Here is a 19,302-nt window from a genome sequence, read left to right on the forward strand (position 1 = left end):
AAAATCCGCCACAAATTTGCAGGTTTGAACGATATTTTGACCGCGCGTCCCGTTCGGTGCAAAATCCAAGACCATCCGGGAGGAAGCGATGAGCGACGCAAAAAGTACGCCACGCCCAAAACAGGACTTTGAACAGACGCTTGACGCCAGCGACAAAAACGTCGCGGCCTTTGAACGTCAACACCACACTCTTTTAGACCGGATTCAGCATTTCCTTCATGGCTATCCGACCATGGTACCGGTGATTGTTCTGGTGATCAGCATCGCAGTTTTCGGTATGCTGGCCGGAACCAAATTCTTTTCGCCCTTTAATCTCAGCCTGATTTTACAGCAGGTGTCGATCATCGGCATCCTGGCAGCGGCCCAAAGCCTTGTCATCCTGACCGCCGGAATTGATTTGTCGGTCGGGGCGATCATGGTGCTGATGTCGGTGATTATGGGGCAACTGGCGATCACGCTCGGCGTTCCGGCCCCGCTTGCCATTATTGTCGGCTTTATTGGCGGTATCGCCGCCGGGATGCTGAACGGTTTTCTGGTAACCCGGGTCAAATTGCCGCCCTTTATCGTCACGCTGGGCACCTGGAACATCTTTTTTGCGCTGAATCTGTGGTTGTCGGGGGCTCAATCGATCCGCAGTCAGACGATTGATCAAATTGCCCCCCTGTTGAAATTTTTTGGCGAAAGCGTTTCGTTTGGCGGGGCACAAATCACCTATGGTTCCATCCTGATGGTGCTGATTTTTGCTGTGTTGTGGTATGTGCTGAACCACACCGCATGGGGGCGGCATGTCTATGCAATTGGCGATGACAAGGAAGCCGCCGAACTGTCGGGCATCCGCACCAATCGCACCCTGATTTCGGTTTATGCCGTGGCAGGACTGGTTTGCGCGATTGGTGCATGGGCCTCGATTGGCCGGGTCGGCTCGGTCTCGCCGCAAAGTTTTCAGGAAGCCAATCTGCAATCGATTACCGCTGTTGTCATCGGAGGGATTTCTCTGTTTGGCGGTCGGGGGTCGATTGTCGGCCCGCTGATCGGGGCGTTGATTGTCGGAGTATTCAATTCCGGGCTGCGTCTGGTCGGGGTTGATGTGTTGTGGCAGGTCTTTGCAATTGGCTGGCTGACCATTATTGCGGTTGCCATTGACCAATGGATCAGAAAGGTGTCGGCATGACTCAGGAACACAAACCTGTTTTAACCGCCCGCGGGCTGGTGAAACGTTACGGTCGGGTCACCGCCCTTGATCAGGCGGATTTCGATCTGTATCCCGGTGAAATCCTTGCGGTGATCGGCGATAATGGTGCCGGAAAATCATCGCTGATCAAGGCACTTTCGGGTGCTGTTTCCGTTGATGAGGGTGAAATCCGGCTGGATGGCGAGATCATCAATTTCGCCTCCCCGATGGAAGCCCGCGAAGCAGGCATTGAAACGGTTTATCAGAACCTTGCCCTGTCCCCCGCCCTGTCGATAGCCGACAATATCTTTATGGGTCGCGAATTGCGCAAACCGGGCATTGCCGGAAAATATTTTGGTATGCTTGATCATCGCGAAATGCAACGCCAGGCCCGTGAAAAACTGTCGGAACTGGGCCTGATGACGATTCAGAACATCAATCAGGCGGTTGAAACCCTGTCAGGCGGACAAAGGCAAGGGGTTGCCGTTGCCCGTGCGGCCGCGTTTGGCTCGCGGGTAGTGATCATGGATGAACCGACCGCCGCCCTTGGCGTCAAGGAATCGCGCCGGGTTCTGGAACTGATTGAAGATGTCCGGGCTCGCGGCATGCCGATTGTCCTGATTTCACATAACATGCCCCATGTGTTCGAGGTGGCGGATCGCATCCATATCCACCGGCTCGGCAAACGGCTTTGCACCATCCGGCCCGATGATTACACCATGTCGGATGCGGTTGCCTTTATGACCGGCGCCCGCGAAGCCCCGGAAATTTCCGAGGCCGCGTGACAGCCCCCCTGGATCAGATTTCGACGGCGATTGCCGCCAGAAAGACGGGTTCAGTCCGCCTGATGGTGGCGATTTCCGGTGCCCCGGCCTCGGGCAAGTCAACCTTGTCCGACCGGCTTCATCGCCATCTGGGGGGCGATGAAGCCGGGGTCGTTGTGGTGCCGATGGATGGATTTCATCTTGATAACGCCCTTCTGCGCGACCGCGATTTGTTGCCACGCAAAGGCGCACCGCAAACCTTCGATTTTCGCGGTTTTCATCACATGCTATCCCATATCCGCGCCGATGACGGGCCGGTCTGCATTCCGGTTTTTGACCGTACGCTGGACCTGTCGCGTGGATCGGCACGGATTGTCAGCCCCGACCACCGCATCATTCTGATCGAGGGCAATTACCTGTTGCTGCAACAGGCACCATGGCCCGACCTTGCCCCATTATTTGACCTGACGGTATTTCTCGATACGCCGCTTGAAACGCTGGAGGCGCGCCTGATCCATCGCTGGCTGGATCACGGTCATGACGCCACAAGCGCCCGGGCCCGCGCCCTGTCCAACGACATCCCCAATGCAAGACTGGTGCAGGGAAACAGTCGCCCGGCCGACATCATCGTCAACGGGAACGGGTAACAAACACCCCGTCGCACAACACCGACACCAGCCAGTCTGCCACCACCCGCACACGTGGCAAATGCGCCATGTCCTGATGGGTCAGCAACCATAATTCCCGCGATACCGGTTCAATATCGATCCGGCGCAATCCCGGCACCCCGTCCCCGACACAACGCGGAATCAAAAGACAGGCATTGGCCGCCACCGCCATTTGCGCCATAACGCCGCCGCGATTGCCGCGCCCCACCGTCTTGCGATTTGGATAATGCCGATTCAGCCAGACCTGCTCGGGCTTGTCGGCAAATTCATCATCCAGATCAATCCAGTTTGCCACCATCGGATCCGGGGCCGGCCCCGCACAATAAACCCCATAAGCCATATCGCCCAGCCTGCGGATATGAAATGCGCCACTGTCGGGCCGGGCAAGGCGCAAGGCGATATCGGCCTCGCGTTGCGGCAGGCTGAGATTGCGGTTGCCACCGATCAGATCGACGCACAAATCGGGATGCTGTGCAATCAGCCCGCCCAAGGCCGGGGCGACCCGGCTTTCAAGCAAGGCATCAACACCGGTCACCCGAACCACACCGGAAACCGTCGCCGACCGCAACGCGCCGCCACTGTGTTTTAAACTGTCGGCCAATTGTGCCGCCATCGCATCCGCGGTTTGCAACAATCCTTGCGCCCGCGGTGTCGCCCGCAAAATCACCCCGTCACGGCGCAATACCGGATGGCCCAGCATTTCTTCCAGCCGGGCAATCCGACGGGCAACCGTTGTCTGATTGATGCCCAGTTCACGCGCCGCCGCACTCATGGTTCCGGCCCGGCACACAATCGCAAAAGTCTTAAGGGCTTCCCAGTCCAGCGCTGTCATATCCCGCCCCGCCATGTCATATCTGCGTATTTGCAGATCATACCTGCAAATGAACCGATTTTCATTGCAATTTTGCAGAGACATACTCCGTCTATCGCTTTACACCATTCGGAGAAATACCATGACCGCCAAAACCATTTTCCAGATTCTGAACGTCACCCTGCCGGTCGGCAGCCCGCGCGATGCCGCCCTGATTGTCATCGACGCACAGGAAGAATATCGCACGGGCGGCCTGCCGCTTTCGGGGCTGGAAGCCGCCCTTGAAAAGGTTGCACTCCTTCAGGCGCACTGGCGCAAGCAGGGCGGCACTCTTATTCACATCCGCCATCACAGCCCCGAAGGGTCATTGTTTGATCCGACCAGCCCGATGGCCGACATCATGCCCGAAGCCGCCCCCATCGGAGACGAACCGGTCCTGACCAAACAGGTTCCCAACGCTTTTGGCGGCACCGATCTGAAAGCGCGGCTGGATCAGCTTGGCCTGCACCATGTCGTTCTGGCCGGATTCATGACCCATATTTGCGTCTCCACCACCGCACGGGCTGCCAGTGAAATGGGCCTTGCCGTTACTGTTGCGGGTGATGCGGTCACCACCCGCGATCTGCCCGCCACCGATGGCAGCCCGGCATTGGCGGCGGCTGATCTGCATCGTGCCGAACTGGCGATGCTGGCTGATGGTTTTGCCAAAGTAACCGATACCGCAACCATCCTTGCGCAAGATTAACCACAAAAAAGCCCCGGCGATTTTCCATCGCCGGGGCTGATATCTGTTGTCTGTGACAAACCTAGAACATGTGCTGCCCGCCATTGACCGACAGGCAGGACCCGGTGATGAAACCGGAATGCGGACCAACAAGGAACAGAACCGTCTGGGCAATTTCCTCGGCCTCGCCAAGACGGCCAACCGGAATTTTCGCAACAATGCTTTCCAGAACCTTTTCCGGCACGGCGGCGACCATATCGGTATTGATATAGCCCGGCGCGATGGTATTGACCGTCACCCCCTTGCGCGCCACTTCCTGCGCCAGCGCCTTGGTAAAGCCATGCACACCGGCCTTGGCCGCCGAATAATTGGCCTGACCAAGTTGCCCGGCCTGCCCGTTGATCGACGAGATATTGACGATGCGGCCAAAACCGCGTTCACGCATGCTTTCGATGACCGGCTTGGACATATAAAACAGGGAATTCAGATCGGTATTGATCACATCGTTCCAGTTTTCGACCGACATTTTATGCATGAAGCCGTCGCGTGTGATCCCGGCATTATTGATCAAAACATCGACCGGGCCGATTTTCGATACCACCTGGGCAATGCCATCGGCACAGGCCCCTGCGTCAGCGACACTCCATTTAAAGGTCGCGATGCCGGTTTCATCGGTAAAGGCGCGGGCGGCATCATCATTCCCGGCATAATTGGCGGCAACCGTAAAACCGGCATCCCGCAATGCGATGCTGATGGCCTTGCCAATGCCGCGCGTACCACCGGTTACCAGTGCTGTTTTTGTCATTGCAAACCTCCCTGAAATCTATCTTTCTTGTCAAATACGGATATTGCAGATGCGACGGCTCGCTGCAGCACAAGAAATATTACGAACATAATTACGAAAATAACGCAACTTTATTACGTAAACTTTCCTCAAAATCCCGCAACATCCTCACATCCGGCTTTTGGCAGTCTGAAAACAAACAGGGCAGCCCCCAAAGAGGCCGCCCTGTGTTTTTCGATCATGGCGCAAAAATCAACGCTCGACACACAGGGCAATTCCCATGCCACCGCCAATACACAGGGTCGCAAGGCCTTTTTTGGCGTCGCGTTTCTGCATTTCATGCAGCAGCGTCACCAGAACCCGTGCGCCCGATGCGCCAATCGGATGGCCCAGCGCAATTGCACCACCATTGACATTGACCTTGTCGGTATCCCAGCCCATATCGCGATTAACCGCAATCGCCTGGGCGGCAAAGGCTTCGTTGGCTTCGATCAGGTCAAGATCACCGACCGACCAGCCTGCCTTTTCCAGAGCCTTGCGCGATGCCGGTATCGGTCCCGATCCCATAACCGCCGGATCAACCCCCGCCGTCGCCCAGCTTTTGATCGTCGCAAGCGGTTTCAGGCCGCGTTTGGCGGCTTCGTCTGCCGACATCACGATCAGGGCCGCGGCCCCGTCATTGATGCCCGATGCGTTACCTGCCGTCACCGTGCCTTCCTTGTCAAAGGCCGGACGCAATTTTGCCATGCCTTCAACCGACGCACCGTGACGCGGATATTCATCGGTATCGACCACGGTTTCGCCCTTGCGATCCTTGATCGTGACCGGCACAATTTCATCCTTGAATCGTCCGGCCTTCTGGGCGGCTTCGGCCTTGTTCTGTGATCCGGCGGCAAAGGCGTCCTGATCTTCACGGGTGATTTGCCATTTTGCGGCAACATTTTCCGCCGTCGTTCCCATGTGATAACCGTTAAAGGCGCACCACAGACCGTCCTTGATCATGGTATCGATGAATTTGACATCGCCCATTTTATGCCCGGATCGCAAATACGCGACATGCGGCGACAACGACATGTTTTCCTGCCCGCCTGCCACAACGATTTTGGCATCACCGGCCATAATCTGTTGCGCGGCAAGGGCAACGGTGCGCAGGCCCGACCCGCAAACCTGATTGATCAGAAACGCTGTGCTGCTTTCGGGAATGCCGGCACCAAGGGCGGCCTGCCGCCCCGGATTCTGGCCTTCGCCCGCGCTCAGGACCTGGCCGAAAATAACTTCGTCAACGGCCTCTGCTTCCACACCGGAACGTTCCAGTGCTGCCCGGATCGCAATCGCACCCAGTTCATGGGCCGCTACAGAGGACAATGCCCCGCTGAAAGATCCGATCGGTGTCCGTACGGCACCGACAATGACGACCTCGGTCATGAAACCCTCCGCGTTCTTGTTTGTGTTTTCTCCCGGATCATCCGCCAGTCGAATGATCCTGAAACGATCTTATCGCGACGCAACGAAAAGCCAAGCATTGAAGCATCCCCCTTTCGGACAGGGAACAGCATACAACCCTTTTTCTGATCGCCCGGGTCACGGACAGTCGCTGCCTCTGCTCGCCCGGTACAGTTTCTGGAATGCCTGTGAAAGAACGGGCAATCCCCTGAAACCTGTGTGCTTTGGAGTCAAAGCGCAAGGCTTGCCGTATCCTTGACCGTCTGCATGGCGATATAGGTGCGAAAGGAGGTGACGTTGGGATCACTGTCAAAAAGTTGATCTGTGATCGCCAGATATTCATCCATATCACGCATATGGGCCGTCAGAATGCAGGAAACCTCGCCCGTCACCAGATAACATTGCCGAATCGCCCCGTTGCGAAGAACCTTTTTGACAAAATCCTTGCGATGTTCCGATCCGTGCCGGGTGAATTCCACAGAAATTATTGCGGTCAACGGCCGGCCAATCCGCGCCGGGTCCAAAACCGCCACCGTTTTTTGGATCACCCCATCCCGGCGCAGCCTTGCCACCCGGCGCAAACATGCCGAAGGCGACAGGCCAACCTGTTCGGCCAACCTTGCATTGGCGATATCGGCATTTTCCTGCAACAAACGCAGGATATTCCCGTCAATCCGGTCCATCTCCATAATTCACGCAACCTTTCGGCGTTTGATAAAACATAACGCTTTATTATTGCACAAAATCACAATTTTTTGCCGCCTTTTTCCGGAAAAGCCCCTGTAAGGTCAACGCATCCTGTTTATCAATCGTCCGGAAAAACCATGTCGCGTTACCTTCAATCCCTTTTGATCCGCAGTCAGCGTCTTTTCTGGACCCTGATCAAGGTCATGCTGCCGGTGATGATTGCCGTCCGCATTGCCGACCAGTTTGGCATGGTTGCCATTGCCGCCGATATCCTGACCCCGGTTATGGCGGTGATTGGCCTGCCACCCGAAGCAGGACTGATCTGGGCGACCTGTTTGCTGATCAATATTTATGCGGCGATTGCTGTGATCATCAGCCTTGCCGCCCAACTTGACATGACCGCCGCCCAGATCAGCGCGCTGTGCGCCATGATGCTGTTTGCACATGGTATTCCGGTTGAACAGGCGATTGTCAAACGCGCCGGGGCCAGTTTCTGGGCGACCGCCGGTTTGCGGATCGGGGCGGCCTTGCTCTATGGCGCTTTCATCACCTGGATCAGCCGCCAGACCGGCTGGCTGTCCGAACCGGCCGATCTGGCATGGATGGCCAGCGGTGCAGGGGCCAGCGGCCCGGAAGGCTGGATCGACTGGTCATTATCCACCGCACTATCGCTGGTGGTCAGTTTCGGGGTGATTGCCGGTTTGCTGGTGCTGCTTGATATTCTGGAAAAAACCGGCATCACGGATCGCATCACCCTTGCCCTGCTGCCGGTCTTGCGGATTTCGGGCCTGTCGCGCGATGTCGCCCCCGTCACCACCATCGGGGTGTTGCTGGGCCTGACCTATGGCGGGGCATTAATTATTGACGAGGCCCGGAAAAAACAGTTTCCGCCGCGCACCCTGTTTTTGTCGCTGGCATGGTTGTCCCTGTCGCATTCCCTGATCGAGGATACGGCGATCATGCTGGCGGTTGGGGCCGATATCTGGGTGGTTCTGGTCGGGCGGGTGATTCTAACCCTGATCATCATCGCATTGCTTGCCCGGCTGACGATCCGCTGGCAGGTGCAACCGGTTGCCTTAACACCGCAAACCGACCCCTGAGCTAATGCGAATCGAGCCACTCCACCACCGGCTGCCATGTTGATTTTTCGGCCCGCGATCCGACCATCATGCCGATATGACCGGCGGCAGGATGCAAATCCTGCCGCAAACCGGGCGGCAAATTGTCAAACAGCGCCTGCGCGCTTTCGGGTGGGACAATGCGGTCACGTTCGGGAATGACGACCAGTGTCGGGCAATGAATGTCGTGCGGCGTCACCGGCAAACCGTCAATCCGCCAATCGCCCTTGGCAGGCCGGTTTTCAACATACCAGCCAATCAGGCATTCAATCGCCACCCGGCGCGTCAGCGGCACCCCGTCATTGAGCCAGTCTTCAAGGGCAACAAAATCCCGCGCCCGCGCCGATCCGGGTTTCATCGCCGCAAAACGGCGGAATTTCTCACCCATCATAAAGGGATCAAGGCTGGCAAACAGGGTTTGCAGAACATCGACCGGCAAGGCGTCATGCACAGCCAGCATTTGCGGCAAGGTCGGGGCAAAGGCCCCGGCGATTCGCGCTTGCCCTGGTCCCGCTGCCATGAAATCCCACGGGGTTGCCAACAAAACCAGCTTTGATACATGCGCCGGGTCCAGCAAACTTGCCGCCAGCGCCAGAACCCCGCCCATACAATAGCCGACCATTGGCACCGCATTGCCATTCAGATCGGCCATATCCTGCAAGGCTGTGACCAGCCGTCCGGCGATATAATCATCCAGCCCGAAATTGCGTTCCTCATCGCCCGGATATCCCCAATCCAGCAACAACGGGCGATACCCATTGCGCGCCAGAAACCGGGCAAAGCTGCGTTTTTTATTAAGGTCCAGAATATAACCGCGATTGACCAGCGACGGCACCAGAAGGATTGCCCCTTTGGGGCTGCCCTTTTTCGCCCCGACAACCGACCCGTAATCAAGAATTTGCGTGGTGCCATCGCGCCAGATCACCGGCACATCGTCGGCCTCGCGCTGGCTGTTATGGGCCTGATAGGCGCGAATACCGTCCTGAAAGGCGGAATGGCTGGCAAAGGCCACCCGGTCCAGCGCCTGAATCAGATCATCGGGACTATGACTTTTCATCTCCGTCAGCAGGCTTTGCGCCTGTTCTGCCAGTTCCGGCTTCCAGGGCAGATATTGTTTCAGAAAGAGTGGCAATGCGGCGCGCGAGCTCAGCCAACTCGTCATCTCGACCGCCAGATGCATCGGCAGGGGCCGTGGCCCCGCCCGTTTGGTGATCTTTTTGCGATCCTGCTGGTTCATTGGCCGCATTTCCCCTGTTGTCTGCTGCGCTGGATGAATCGGCGGTTGCGGTTGGTGGCACATTGAAAGGAGAAAATCCTGACGATCCGGGCGGGAAACCCGGCATGGGCGCAAACCCGGCCATCATGTCGCCGTCGGGTTTCTGACCGGTTGCCAGTTGCCCGATCAGGCGTCCCCATGCCTCGAATCCCTCGCCAATCCGCGAGGTATCGGCCCCCAGCCCGGCATAAAGCCGCCCGATGGCATTGGCCGCATCATTGCCATCAACCGTTGCTGCAACCTGGGCCCGCCACAGATCCAGAAACCGCTGCGCCAATGCATCCAGATCGGCGTCAGGATCACGGATGTCAGGACCGTCAAAATCCTTTTCTGCGGTGCCTGCTGGCTGTTGGTCTGTCATCTTTGTCCCGTCCTGTCCGGGTTTATTCTTCACCTGTTACTATAAGGTGGTGCGCCGATAAGGAAAATGAAATCCCGTGTTGCGAGGCAGCACAGGCCCCATCCTGCATTTTTTCGCATCGCACTGTATGTTGAATGCTGGACACACGCGCATTTACACGGCACTCTTGCATATCGTTGTGCAGCCGCAACAGCGAAAATGCTGCGCAACATGCCGCACCGTGCCACGGCACAGATGCCAAAAGCAAGATCCTATCGGGGCCAACGTTCGGGAAACAGGGAAAGCAGGAAAAACGCCATGACCACGACCAAAAGTGCCAAAGACGCCGACCGCGTTGTCATTAAAAAATATGCCAATCGCCGTCTCTATAACACCGCAACCAGTTCCTATGTCACGCTGGATCACCTGTCGCAGATGGTCAAGGACAATACCGATTTTGTCGTTTACGACGCCAAGACCGGCGATGACATTACCCGCCCCGTCCTGACCCAGATCATTGTCGAGGAAGAAAACAAGGGGCAGAACCTGCTGCCCATCAATTTTCTGCGTCAGCTGATCGGCTTTTACGGCGACAGTTTGCAGGGCCTTGTTCCCGGATATCTGGAACAGGCGATGCGGTCTTTCAGCCATAATCAGGAACAGATGCGCGATTATATGGAAGGCACGATGAAGGGAATTTTCCCCTTTGGCCAGTTCGAGGAAATGAACAAACAGAATATGGCGCTGTTTGAGCAGACCATGAAAATGTTTGCGCCCTTTATCAATGCCGATGACGAAACCGGCGGCAACAAACCCGGCACCCCGGGCACAAGCACCCCGCGCCAGCCCGCCAAAAGCGATGCATCGCTCGATGATCTCAAGGCGCAACTCGAAGCCATGCAGGCACAGCTCAATAATCTGGTCAGCAAAAAGCCCGAAAAATAACGGCCTGCATCCTCTGCCCTGCCTCTTTGGCTTGACCGGCATCTGATTGAACGGGACCCCGCGGGTCCCGTTTTTCGTGTCCGGCATCATTCCTGCATAAACTTTTTGTTAACCATTTCGCCCGGCCCCAACAGGCCGCAAGGCGGCAATTTTTGCCGGGTCCTCTCCGGCCGAACCAGACAGAAAGGCATGCCCCCAGAATCAACTGATCCACCGGACACGCACAGAATGATGCCATGACGGCGATGAGCCCCCTTTCCCTGCGCCCGATGCAATCGCAGGCAGCATCGATGGCCAGCAGCCACACCGACGGTATGTCCGGGATCGGTGACAGTCGTTTTGCGCGCCTGCATCAACCCTCCCCCGTCCGCACCGATGGCGGGCTGTGGCTGGAAAGTCATGCACTTGCAGGCAGTTCGGCGTTCTGGGCGCAACTGATCGGGCAAATGATGCCACCCGAAAACCGATTGCAACCTGCGGTCATTCGCCAGATGCATGCCAGCTATGCACAACCCGTAACGCCTTATGGGTCAGAATCATTGATCTTTTTTTCGCCTTACGCACTAGACAAGGACCGCTATATTGACCTATATAGCTAGCTTCTCTCGCACCGTTGAGTGCTTTATCTGACCCATGTTCAGATATACATCTTGCCCGACAATGGCACAAACAGATGCCAGACAGGCGCATGGAGCGAACGTAAAAGAGACGTTCGGCGGCGGTCGAAGTGGGATTTTTATAACTGGCGGTTGATAACGGAAAAAATGCAATGAATGCTATTGCTTCAGATGACGAAAACAAGCGCGCCAATCGCGCCACCGATACGGATCGTTATGTCGGTCAGCGCATCCGCGAACGCCGCATCATGTTGGGTTTCAGCCAGCAGCAGATGGCCGATCTGATCGGCGTTACCTATCAGCAGGCCCACAAATACGAGCGCGGTATTAACCGTATCTCGGCGGGTCGTCTTTACGAAATTTCACAGGTTCTTGGCGTTCCTGTGAATTATTTCTACGAAGGGCTGAATGGCAATCAGGAAACCGAACTGAATGCCCGCCAGCGCATGTGCCTTGAACTGGCGCGCAATTTCGCCAGCATCAAACACGAAAAACATCAGGAAGCCCTGAGCCATATGGCCCGCGCTTTGGCCGATCAGGCCGCCTGACCCAAATTTTCAGCGCCACCGCTGTGCAAAAAAGGCTGCGTTTCATCGCAGCCTTTTTTGCATTCATTGTCCCGTCCTGAATCAAACCGGCCATCACAGCAGATCAGGCATCACCAAATCATCGGAATGGATCACCGCATTGCCGCGACTATATCCCAGCATCGGTTCAATATCCTGACTGCCATGCCCCTTGATCTGACGGGTTTCATCGGCCGAATAGGCGGTAATTGCCCGGGCGATTTCAAGACCCGCCGCATCAAGGACGCGCACCGCATCGCCATGTTTGAACCCGCCTTCAACGGCCGTAATTCCGGCAGGCAACAAATTCTTGCCCGCCCGCAGGGCCTTGACCGCACCGGCATCGACCACAATTGCACCGCGTGCCGACAGAGATGTCGCAATCCAATGCCGCCGGGCCGCCATCGGGCTTTCGGAGGGCAGAAACAGCGTATGCGGCCCGCCATCCAGTTGCGCCTTGAGCGGATGATACAGCGTACCGCGGGCAATGATCATGCGGCATCCGGCCTTCATGGCGATTTCGGCGGCCTGCAATTTCGTCACCATCCCGCCAGAGCTATACATCGTCGGCGCTTTTCCGGCCATGCCCATGATTTCCGGCGTCAGATCGCGCACCACGGGGATCAGGGTCGCATCCGGGTTTTTGCGCGGATCGGCGGTATAAAGCCCGTCAATATCGGACAGCAACACCAGGGTATCGGCCGAAATCATATGGGCGACCTTGGCCCCCAGACGGTCATTGTCACCAAAGCGGATTTCTTCGGTCGCCACCGTATCGTTTTCATTGATCAGCGGAATCGCCCCACGCCCCAAAAGGGCATTAAGGGTGGCACGCGCATTCAGGTAACGACGGCGCGATTCCATATCCTCCAGCGTCACCAGAACCTGCGCCATGATCAGGCCATTGCGCCCCAACGCTTCCTGCCAGACCTGCGACAGCATGATCTGCCCGGTCGCCGCGGCGGCCTGTTTGTCGGCAAGGCTGATGGTGCGGTGATCCAGACCCAGAATGCGTCGGCCCAGCGCAATCGCCCCGCTGGAAACCACCACCACTTCCATGCCGTTTTCGCGCAAATGCGCAATATCATCGGCCAGCGCCTCAAGCCACGCCCGGCGCAGCTTGCCCGTCACTTCATCAACCAGAAGCGCCGACCCGACCTTGATGATCAGACGTTTGGCATCGCCCAGACTCACGGCTGGAATTCCTCTTCCTCGCGACCCAGACCGGCGCGCAAGCGACGCTGTTCGATCATGTGACGGCGCAATTCACGATGCACGTCGGTCACACCCTGTCCGGTGACACCCGACACCACAAACACTTTTTTGCCAATGCCCTTTTCCAATATCTCGCGCTGTTCCTCGACCATTTCCGGAAGCAAACTGTCGGCCTTGTTCAGGGCAACCACTTCGGGCTTGTCGATCAGGATATCGGCATAATTTTCCAATTCGTCACGCACCGTATGATACACACCCACCGGGTCTTCCTCGGTGCAGTCGATCAGATGCAGCAACACTTCGCAACGTTCGATATGACCCAGAAAACGGGTGCCAATGCCCTTGCCTTCCGATGCCCCCTCGATCAGGCCGGGAATATCGGCCAACACGAATTCCTGTTCATCGACCTCGACCACGCCCAGTTGCGGATGCAGGGTGGTAAAGGGATAATCGGCAATTTTGGGCCGCGCATGCGAGGATGCCGCCAGAAAAGTTGATTTCCCGGCATTGGGCAGACCGACCAGACCGGCATCGGCAATCAGTTTCAGACGCAGCCATACCCACATTTCCTCGGCCGGCCAGCCTTCTTCGGAACGACGCGGGGCCTGATTGGTGGATGATTTGAAATGCGCATTGCCGCGCCCGCCATCCCCGCCCTTGCACAGCAAATAGGTCTGGCCCGGTTCGATCATATCGACAATCAGGGTTTCACGGTCTTCGGCCAGAATTTGCGTTCCGACCGGCACCTTGATGGTGATCGAATTGCCCGACCGGCCGGTACGGTTGCGGCCCATGCCATGCATGCCGACTTCGGCCTTGAAATGCTGCTGATAGCGGAAATCGATCAGGGTATTGAGGTTTTCAACAGCTTCAAGCACGACATCGCCGCCGCGTCCGCCATCGCCGCCATCCGGGCCGCCATATTCGATAAATTTCTCGCGCCGGAAACTGACAGCACCCGCACCGCCGCGGCCACTGCGCACAAAAATCTTGGCTTCATCGAGAAACTTCATAACCGGTCCTTCAGGGTAGTCCCCATTGATCGTCTTCGGGCGTTAAACACCGTCTATAACACATAAAATGAGGGAGGAATGATCGCTCATTCCTCCCTCATAATTTCTTGGCACGTTGTGCCCGGAACGGGAGGCTTACGCCTCTGCCGGAACGACGTTCACAAAGGTACGACCCTTGAACCCGGTTTTGAACAGGACGCTGCCGTCCACAGTTGCAAACAGGGTATGGTCTTTGGCGAGGCCAACATTGGCACCGGCGTGGAACTTGGTTCCGCGCTGACGAACAAGAATGTTACCTGCAACAACCGCCTGACCGCCGAATTTCTTCACACCGAGGCGTCTGCCTTCGGAGTCGCGGCCGTTGCGGGAGCTACCACCAGCTTTTTTATGAGCCATGAAACTCTCCTAAACCTGCATCCTGGCCTTAGTTGGCCTTGATGTCCTTAATGCGCAGAACGGTCAGGTTCTGGCGGTGACCATTTTTACGACGGTAATTATGCCGGCGCTTCTTCTTGAAAACGATCACTTTGTCGCCCTTGGTCTGTTCGAGAACTTCTGCAACAACAGAGGCCCCCTTGACCAACGGAACGCCAACCACCGGCGCACCGTCGCCAGCAACCATAAGAACCTCGTCGAGGGTTACGGTTTCACCGGCCTGGGCAGCGATCTTTTCGACTTTGATAACGTCGTTGGCGGCAACCTTGTATTGTTTGCCACCGGTTTTGATGATTGCATACATCGATAAGTTCCTGAAAATTCAGTTTCGGAAACACAAACGCGCAGCCCGGTGTCGCTGCTACAGATACCGGACCGCTGCGAGAGACGGGTGGATTACCGCCTTTGCCCCGCAGAGTCAATCATAATGCGCGTTTTGCGCACCCTGCCCCCGTTTAAATGCCATCCCGCAATATTCCCTCTTGCAATCTTGCGCCGGGCTCGGTAAACACCGCCTCGAACGCCAAGACCACACATGCGGAGAGGTGCCGGAGTGGTCGAACGGGGCGGTCTCGAAAACCGTTGTACTGGTGACAGTACCGTGGGTTCGAATCCCACCCTCTCCGCCATTTGCCGCCGATTGCACCCTGTGACGCGATATTTTGCGAAGTAACCGCCTTATGCTGCCGATCACCGCATGCTGTCTTTAGGGACTTGACACACGCCGATTGTCTTGCGGTCGGCCCGTTCATTCGGTGGGGACCGACGCATAGCCGGCGGGATGCAGCAGAAAATACTGTCTGCCCGTGCTGAAAGGCGCCATCAATGTCTTCGTCCAGTCTGCGGAGGCCGTGCCGCGACGCCTGACACGACGTCTTCGATGATCTCCTGCAATTCCGTTGGCGTCGAACCGTCCCGGGCTTGAATCGAGATGCCTTGCATGACCGCGGCCAAATGGCGAGCCAGGCGGTTCACCTCGTCCACCGCTGCAAACGGCTGGAGCGCCTGCGCAATCCTTTGGCGCATGGCGTCACGCCGCTTGGCAGCATCGCGGGCGAGCGGCGCATGATCAGGATGACAGGCGATCATGCCCCCGGAGATCATGCAGCCACGCTCGCGATCGGGATGGGTGACAGCTCTGACGGCTGCCTCAAGCAACAGCCGCACCGCCTCCGCGAGTGAGGTCGCCGAACTGACGGAAGTCGCATCAAGCGTGCCGAGCGTCTCCTCGTAATGGATGAGGGCTTGCTGATAGAGCCCGGCCTTGCTGCCAAAGGCCGCGTAAAGGCTCGGAGGCGCGATCCCGATCTCCTTCGTCAGATCACCGATCGACACCCCCTCAAAGCCATGCCGCCAGAACAGCCGCATCGCCGTCTCGATCGCCTTTTCCCGATCAAAGCTCCACGGCCGTCCGCCGCGTGATTTTGCATCTCGTTTCATACCAATCACTAAACAACCATTGACATACGAAGTCAATCGAATTTAATAGCGTTCGATAAACAACATGGAGCTCCCCTCATGAATTACTCGAGACGCACATTCATCGCTGGCGCCGCCGGGCTCACGGCACTCGCCTTCGGAGGCACCAATACGCCTGCGGCGCATGCGGCATCATCAGGCACCCAGGTTTCCGGCGCAGCCGCCGGTGGGGCAACCGCGGCGAAGCCTCAGTCTTTCCAGGTCCGCTCGACAGACGGCACGATGCTGGCGGGCGAGGCGAAGGGTGATCCCGATGCCCCTGAGATCCTGTTCATCCACGGTCTGCGCCAGAGCCGGCTAAGCTGGGAAAAGCAGTTCGCTGCCCCCGGGCTCGCAGGATTTCGTATGGTCGGCTTCGATCTGCGCGGCCATGGCGATTCAGACAAGCCGGCAGCACTCGATGCCTATTCCGATGCTGATCGCTGGGCGGATGACGTCGCTGCCGTGATCGACGGCGCCATGCTCCGCCGGCCGGTGCTGGTCGGCTGGTCGCTGGGCGGCTTCGTCGCCGGCGCCTATCTCAGGAAATACGGCGGCGCGAAAATCGCCGGCGTCAATCTGGTCGATGCCGTGACCAAGCTGTCGTCAGATCTACTGACCGAGGAGGCGGGAGCCTTCACCGCCACCACCACTTCCCACGATCTGACGCAACGCACCGCGGCCACGGCCGACTTCCTTGCAGCCTGCTTCCACCAACCGCCGACGGAGGCAGAGATGAAGAACATGCTCGTCGTCAACGGCATGACAGTACGCGCCGTCAACGAGGGCTTCATCAAGACCACGACCTCCGATCTCGAGCCCGTCTTCGCGGAATATGCCGGCCCGATCCTCTTGACGCATGGCGTTCATGACCGGCTCGTGCGTATCGCGATGTCGGAGCGGATCAAGGCGATCAATGCCGATAGCCGACTGTCGCTTTTCTCCAAGAGCGGACATAGCCCCTTTTACGAGGAACCGGCGCGCTACAACCGGGAACTGGCCGAGTTCGTGACGGCCTCAAGCAAGAGCTGAGAGATCGACATGACCCTGGATCGGCACTGCCACCCCGCATCCCCCAACCCGGCAACCGCGAATGCCCAGATAACCCTGAGGGTCGGGACCGGCATCGGGATTGATGGGACGCCGCCCTTCTTTCCAGGCTTCAGCACCCTTGACATCGACACCGGCGGCGTTCGCTTCGCCGGCGTCATCGGTGGCTCTGGTCCGCCGCTTCTACTGCTGCACGGTTTTCCCGAGACGCACATCGCGTGGCGCAAGGTCGCCCCGACTCTGGCATGTCGCCACACCCTGATTATACCCGACCTGCCAGGCTATGGCGCCAGCCGACCCCACGCGATGACGCCGCGCTGGACAAAACGACGTGTCGGCGACGCGCTGGTCGCACTTATGAGGATGCTTGGCCATCAGCGCTTCGCGCTTGCCGGGCACGACCGCGGCGCGCGGGCAGGCTACAGGTTGGTGCTCGATCATCCCGGCGTCGTAACCCGCTTTGCATCGTTGACCGTCGTTCCGACGCTCGATGCGATGCTGGCGGTCGACTATCGCTACGCCCAGAGGAGCTATCACTGGTTCCTCCTCGGCCAGGAAGGAGGTCTGCCCGAACGGCTGCTCGCAGCGGCACCGGATGAATTCATCGATCGGGTCTTCAAGGTCATGAGCGCGGAGAGTGACAGCGTCATTGAGGCGCCGGCGAGGGAAGCGTACCGCGCTGCTTTCCGCAATCCGGCGGTGCGGCACGCGATGTGCGAGGACTATCGTGCAGCGCTGAACGAAGATATTGTCCATGACGAGGCGGACCGAGCAGCAGGACGCAAGCTGGATTGTCCTGTCCTCGTGCTCTGGCCGAGTTCTGAGGAGGTCGCCGGCCGGCCCAACCGGATCGATATCTGGAAAGGTTGGGCCGATCATGTCACGGGTGCGGTGACGACTGGCGGCCATCTCCAGCCCGAGGATCGTCCTGATGAGGTCGCAGCCGTGCTAACCGCGTTCATCTAGGCGGCATTAGAGGGTTATTGCGTAGATGTAGTGCTCATCTTCGTCGGGCGTGGCCCGCCATTCCCTCCGATTGTACGCTATGACGCGATATTCTGCGCGATAGCTACGCAAACGACGCCGAACACCGAACACCACGGCAAGGCGGAATTGAAAATCAGCTTCCAACTTCACTCTTGAACCGAACGACCACCTTACCGAACGGCCCGCGTTCGAGATGATCGAACGCCGCTCGTGCATCCTCAAAGGCGTAGACCCTGTCGATCACCGGCTTGATGCCATGTTGGTTGATGCCGCGATTCATGTCTTCGAATGATCGTCTATGCCCGACCGAAATGCCTTGGATGATGGCCCTCTTCAGCATCATGGGAACCGCCGACAGCACGATCTCCGATCCCTTCATAAAACCGATCTGGGCGATACGCCCGCCGCTCGCGAGTGCGGCTGCCGACTGGCTGATATTGTCGCCGCCGACCAGTTCGAGCACATGATCAACACCACGCCCGGCGGTCAGTTCCAACGCTCCAGCGGACCAGTCTGGGTTGGCACGAGTGTCGATCACGCCGAAAGCGCCGAGCGCCTTTGCGTGCTCCAGCTTCTCCGTGCTGCGCGAGGTGACGATCACATGGGCTCCGAACGCCTGCGCAAACTGGAGCCCGAACAGGGCGACGCCGCCCGTACCCTGCACCAGAACGGTTTGGCCCGCTTTCAGATGACCTGTCTCGATCAGAGCGAACCATGCCGTCAGCGCCGCAACTGGCAAGGTAGAGGCTTCCACGTCCGTCAGCGATACGGGCGCCTTGACGGCGATGTCCTCGTGTAGCGTCACATATTCAGCCAGCATGCCCGGCAGCGGTCCGCCGAGCGACAGGCCATGCCGGGCCATCTCCCGTGGTGGCTCACCGTCGATCCATTGCGTCCAGAAGTTTCCGAGCACCCGGTCGCCGACCTTGAATCGTGACACATCCGCGTCGGTCGCCACGACCTCTCCCGCCATGTCCGATACCGGAACGAACGGCATGGTTGGCCTGTCGGGCAGCAACCCACCTTCGACCACCAGCTTGTCGCGATAGTTGAGGGAGACCGCCGCAACTCGGATCAGCAGCTCTTTGCTGCCCGGCGTCGGCATCGGCGCTTCGGCCAATTCCAGATTCTTCAGTCCGAATGACGGCAACTGCCATCGTTTCATTGTCTCGCTCATGGTCGATCCTTTCCCGCGTTGAGCGAGGACCTTATTGACAATCATATCGATTG

The 19,302-nt window shown here is 57.9% G+C and carries 22 protein-coding genes and 1 tRNA gene; 11 read left to right on the forward strand and 12 right to left on the reverse strand.

From position 1 onward, the window contains the following. The first annotated feature begins 88 nt into the window (after positions 1–88). From Q8O73_RS03830 to Q8O73_RS03840, 3 genes are read left to right on the forward strand one after another with little or no spacing between them, the layout of a single operon-like run. Positions 89–1,171, forward strand: coding sequence for an ABC transporter permease (locus Q8O73_RS03830; RefSeq protein ID WP_305555216.1), 1,083 nt, complete (start codon positions 89–91; stop codon positions 1,169–1,171). Further along, positions 1,168–1,956, forward strand: a complete 789-nt coding sequence (locus tag Q8O73_RS03835; protein ID WP_305555219.1) for an ATP-binding cassette domain-containing protein — start codon at positions 1,168–1,170, stop codon at positions 1,954–1,956. Before Q8O73_RS03830 ends, Q8O73_RS03835 begins: the two co-directional genes overlap by 4 nt. After that, on the forward strand, positions 1,953–2,582 hold the full coding sequence (locus Q8O73_RS03840) for a nucleoside triphosphate hydrolase (RefSeq protein ID WP_305555222.1): 630 nt from the start codon (positions 1,953–1,955) through the stop codon (positions 2,580–2,582). Before Q8O73_RS03835 ends, Q8O73_RS03840 begins: the two co-directional genes overlap by 4 nt. Here the strand turns inward: Q8O73_RS03840 and Q8O73_RS03845 are convergent. After that, on the reverse strand, positions 2,566–3,435 hold the full coding sequence (locus tag Q8O73_RS03845; protein ID WP_305555225.1) for a LysR family transcriptional regulator: 870 nt from the start codon (positions 3,433–3,435) through the stop codon (positions 2,566–2,568). The two genes, Q8O73_RS03840 and Q8O73_RS03845, sit on opposite strands and share 17 nt — an antisense overlap. Before the next feature lie 121 nt (positions 3,436–3,556). On the opposite strand from Q8O73_RS03845, the gene Q8O73_RS03850 reads away from it, so the two are divergent. Then, positions 3,557–4,159: a cysteine hydrolase family protein gene (locus Q8O73_RS03850; RefSeq protein WP_305555228.1), complete on the forward strand. Its 603-nt coding sequence runs from the start codon at positions 3,557–3,559 to the stop codon at positions 4,157–4,159. 61 nt (positions 4,160–4,220) lie between these two features. On the opposite strand, the gene phbB is transcribed toward Q8O73_RS03850, so the two are convergent. The 3 genes from phbB to Q8O73_RS03865 all read right to left on the reverse strand — a co-directional run bounded on the left by phbB (position 4,221) and on the right by Q8O73_RS03865 (position 7,048). Further along, the gene (phbB, locus tag Q8O73_RS03855) at positions 4,221–4,943 is read right to left on the reverse strand and encodes an acetoacetyl-CoA reductase (RefSeq protein ID WP_305555231.1); all 723 of its coding nucleotides are present in this window, start codon (positions 4,941–4,943) and stop codon (positions 4,221–4,223) included. A gap of 231 nt (positions 4,944–5,174) precedes the next feature. Next, positions 5,175–6,347, reverse strand: a complete 1,173-nt coding sequence (locus Q8O73_RS03860; protein ID WP_305555234.1) for an acetyl-CoA C-acetyltransferase — start codon at positions 6,345–6,347, stop codon at positions 5,175–5,177. 248 nt (positions 6,348–6,595) lie between these two features. After that, entirely contained in the window at positions 6,596–7,048 is a 453-nt protein-coding gene (locus Q8O73_RS03865) for an Lrp/AsnC family transcriptional regulator (protein ID WP_305555237.1), read from the reverse strand. A gap of 141 nt (positions 7,049–7,189) precedes the next feature. Between Q8O73_RS03865 and Q8O73_RS03870 the strand changes: the two genes are divergently transcribed. Next, positions 7,190–8,152, forward strand: coding sequence for a hypothetical protein (locus Q8O73_RS03870; protein ID WP_305555240.1), 963 nt, complete (start codon positions 7,190–7,192; stop codon positions 8,150–8,152). A gap of 1 nt (position 8,153) precedes the next feature. Here Q8O73_RS03870 and Q8O73_RS03875 read toward each other — a convergent pair whose 3' ends face one another. Together Q8O73_RS03875 and Q8O73_RS03880 are read right to left on the reverse strand one after the other, a co-directional pair. Beyond that, positions 8,154–9,227 carry an alpha/beta fold hydrolase gene (locus tag Q8O73_RS03875; protein WP_305555243.1) on the reverse strand — a complete coding sequence of 358 codons (1,074 nt, stop codon included), beginning with the start codon at positions 9,225–9,227 and terminating at the stop codon, positions 8,154–8,156. Continuing rightward, positions 9,214–9,807, reverse strand: a complete 594-nt coding sequence (locus Q8O73_RS03880; RefSeq protein WP_305555246.1) for a hypothetical protein — start codon at positions 9,805–9,807, stop codon at positions 9,214–9,216. Before Q8O73_RS03880 ends, Q8O73_RS03875 begins: the two co-directional genes overlap by 14 nt. A gap of 297 nt (positions 9,808–10,104) precedes the next feature. Between Q8O73_RS03880 and phaR the strand changes: the two genes are divergently transcribed. From phaR to Q8O73_RS03895, 3 genes are all read left to right on the forward strand, one after another. Then, positions 10,105–10,731 (forward strand): polyhydroxyalkanoate synthesis repressor PhaR, encoded by a 627-nt coding sequence (gene phaR, locus Q8O73_RS03885; RefSeq protein WP_305555249.1) that lies wholly within the window; start codon positions 10,105–10,107, stop codon positions 10,729–10,731. 245 nt (positions 10,732–10,976) lie between these two features. Continuing rightward, complete coding sequence (locus Q8O73_RS03890) at positions 10,977–11,330, forward strand: hypothetical protein (protein WP_305555252.1); 354 nt, start codon at positions 10,977–10,979, stop codon at positions 11,328–11,330. Positions 11,331–11,500: 170 nt separating this feature from the next. Continuing rightward, positions 11,501–11,896 (forward strand): helix-turn-helix domain-containing protein, encoded by a 396-nt coding sequence (locus Q8O73_RS03895; protein ID WP_305555255.1) that lies wholly within the window; start codon positions 11,501–11,503, stop codon positions 11,894–11,896. 93 nt (positions 11,897–11,989) lie between these two features. Here the strand turns inward: Q8O73_RS03895 and proB are convergent, their stop codons facing one another. The 4 genes from proB to rplU all read right to left on the reverse strand — a co-directional run bounded on the left by proB (position 11,990) and on the right by rplU (position 14,881). Then, positions 11,990–13,108, reverse strand: a complete 1,119-nt coding sequence (gene proB / locus Q8O73_RS03900; protein ID WP_305555258.1) for a glutamate 5-kinase — start codon at positions 13,106–13,108, stop codon at positions 11,990–11,992. Beyond that, complete coding sequence (obgE, locus tag Q8O73_RS03905; RefSeq protein ID WP_305555261.1) at positions 13,105–14,142, reverse strand: GTPase ObgE; 1,038 nt, start codon at positions 14,140–14,142, stop codon at positions 13,105–13,107. Before obgE ends, proB begins: the two co-directional genes overlap by 4 nt. Positions 14,143–14,277: 135 nt before the next feature. Continuing rightward, positions 14,278–14,538, reverse strand: a complete 261-nt coding sequence (gene rpmA / locus Q8O73_RS03910; protein WP_305555264.1) for a 50S ribosomal protein L27 — start codon at positions 14,536–14,538, stop codon at positions 14,278–14,280. A gap of 28 nt (positions 14,539–14,566) precedes the next feature. After that, positions 14,567–14,881: a 50S ribosomal protein L21 gene (gene rplU, locus Q8O73_RS03915; protein ID WP_305555267.1), complete on the reverse strand. Its 315-nt coding sequence runs from the start codon at positions 14,879–14,881 to the stop codon at positions 14,567–14,569. A gap of 235 nt (positions 14,882–15,116) precedes the next feature. On the opposite strand from rplU, the gene Q8O73_RS03920 reads away from it, so the two are divergent. Further along, positions 15,117–15,206 (forward strand) — tRNA-Ser (locus Q8O73_RS03920). 193 nt (positions 15,207–15,399) lie between these two features. Here the strand turns inward: Q8O73_RS03920 and Q8O73_RS03925 are convergent. After that, complete coding sequence (locus Q8O73_RS03925; protein ID WP_305555270.1) at positions 15,400–16,017, reverse strand: TetR/AcrR family transcriptional regulator; 618 nt, start codon at positions 16,015–16,017, stop codon at positions 15,400–15,402. Positions 16,018–16,095: 78 nt separating this feature from the next. On the opposite strand from Q8O73_RS03925, the gene Q8O73_RS03930 reads away from it, so the two are divergent. After that, on the forward strand, positions 16,096–17,067 hold the full coding sequence (locus Q8O73_RS03930) for an alpha/beta fold hydrolase (protein ID WP_305555273.1): 972 nt from the start codon (positions 16,096–16,098) through the stop codon (positions 17,065–17,067). A gap of 9 nt (positions 17,068–17,076) precedes the next feature. Beyond that, the gene (locus Q8O73_RS03935; protein WP_305555276.1) at positions 17,077–18,051 is read left to right on the forward strand and encodes an alpha/beta fold hydrolase; all 975 of its coding nucleotides are present in this window, start codon (positions 17,077–17,079) and stop codon (positions 18,049–18,051) included. A 154-nt stretch (positions 18,052–18,205) separates the two neighbouring features. Here Q8O73_RS03935 and Q8O73_RS03940 read toward each other — a convergent pair whose 3' ends face one another. Beyond that, positions 18,206–19,249, reverse strand: coding sequence for an NAD(P)-dependent alcohol dehydrogenase (locus Q8O73_RS03940; RefSeq protein WP_305555279.1), 1,044 nt, complete (start codon positions 19,247–19,249; stop codon positions 18,206–18,208). Between the last annotated feature and the right edge of the window lie 53 nt (positions 19,250–19,302).

This window comes from Thalassospira sp. (assembly GCF_030690045.1).
Taxonomy (GTDB): Bacteria; Pseudomonadota; Alphaproteobacteria; order Rhodospirillales; family Thalassospiraceae; genus Thalassospira.

Bases quoted from the DNA above. Each gene is read 5' to 3' on its own strand.
- Q8O73_RS03830 (WP_305555216.1), top strand. From the start codon at position 89: ATGAGCGACGCAAAAAGTACGCCACGCCCAAAACAGGACTTTGAACAG.
- Q8O73_RS03835 (WP_305555219.1), top strand. From the start codon at position 1,168: ATGACTCAGGAACACAAACCTGTTTTAACCGCCCGCGGGCTGGTGAAA.
- Q8O73_RS03845 (WP_305555225.1), bottom strand. From the start codon at position 3,435: ATGACAGCGCTGGACTGGGAAGCCCTTAAGACTTTTGCGATTGTGTGC.
- Q8O73_RS03850 (WP_305555228.1), top strand. From the start codon at position 3,557: ATGACCGCCAAAACCATTTTCCAGATTCTGAACGTCACCCTGCCGGTC.
- phbB (WP_305555231.1), bottom strand. From the start codon at position 4,943: ATGACAAAAACAGCACTGGTAACCGGTGGTACGCGCGGCATTGGCAAG.
- Q8O73_RS03860 (WP_305555234.1), bottom strand. From the start codon at position 6,347: ATGACCGAGGTCGTCATTGTCGGTGCCGTACGGACACCGATCGGATCT.
- Q8O73_RS03865 (WP_305555237.1), bottom strand. From the start codon at position 7,048: ATGGACCGGATTGACGGGAATATCCTGCGTTTGTTGCAGGAAAATGCC.
- Q8O73_RS03870 (WP_305555240.1), top strand. From the start codon at position 7,190: ATGTCGCGTTACCTTCAATCCCTTTTGATCCGCAGTCAGCGTCTTTTC.
- Q8O73_RS03875 (WP_305555243.1), bottom strand. From the start codon at position 9,227: ATGAAAAGTCATAGTCCCGATGATCTGATTCAGGCGCTGGACCGGGTG.
- Q8O73_RS03880 (WP_305555246.1), bottom strand. From the start codon at position 9,807: ATGACAGACCAACAGCCAGCAGGCACCGCAGAAAAGGATTTTGACGGT.
- phaR (WP_305555249.1), top strand. From the start codon at position 10,105: ATGACCACGACCAAAAGTGCCAAAGACGCCGACCGCGTTGTCATTAAA.
- Q8O73_RS03890 (WP_305555252.1), top strand. From the start codon at position 10,977: ATGAGCCCCCTTTCCCTGCGCCCGATGCAATCGCAGGCAGCATCGATG.
- Q8O73_RS03895 (WP_305555255.1), top strand. From the start codon at position 11,501: ATGAATGCTATTGCTTCAGATGACGAAAACAAGCGCGCCAATCGCGCC.
- obgE (WP_305555261.1), bottom strand. From the start codon at position 14,142: ATGAAGTTTCTCGATGAAGCCAAGATTTTTGTGCGCAGTGGCCGCGGC.
- rpmA (WP_305555264.1), bottom strand. From the start codon at position 14,538: ATGGCTCATAAAAAAGCTGGTGGTAGCTCCCGCAACGGCCGCGACTCC.
- rplU (WP_305555267.1), bottom strand. From the start codon at position 14,881: ATGTATGCAATCATCAAAACCGGTGGCAAACAATACAAGGTTGCCGCC.
- Q8O73_RS03925 (WP_305555270.1), bottom strand. From the start codon at position 16,017: ATGAAACGAGATGCAAAATCACGCGGCGGACGGCCGTGGAGCTTTGAT.
- Q8O73_RS03930 (WP_305555273.1), top strand. From the start codon at position 16,096: ATGAATTACTCGAGACGCACATTCATCGCTGGCGCCGCCGGGCTCACG.
- Q8O73_RS03935 (WP_305555276.1), top strand. From the start codon at position 17,077: ATGACCCTGGATCGGCACTGCCACCCCGCATCCCCCAACCCGGCAACC.
- Q8O73_RS03940 (WP_305555279.1), bottom strand. From the start codon at position 19,249: ATGAGCGAGACAATGAAACGATGGCAGTTGCCGTCATTCGGACTGAAG.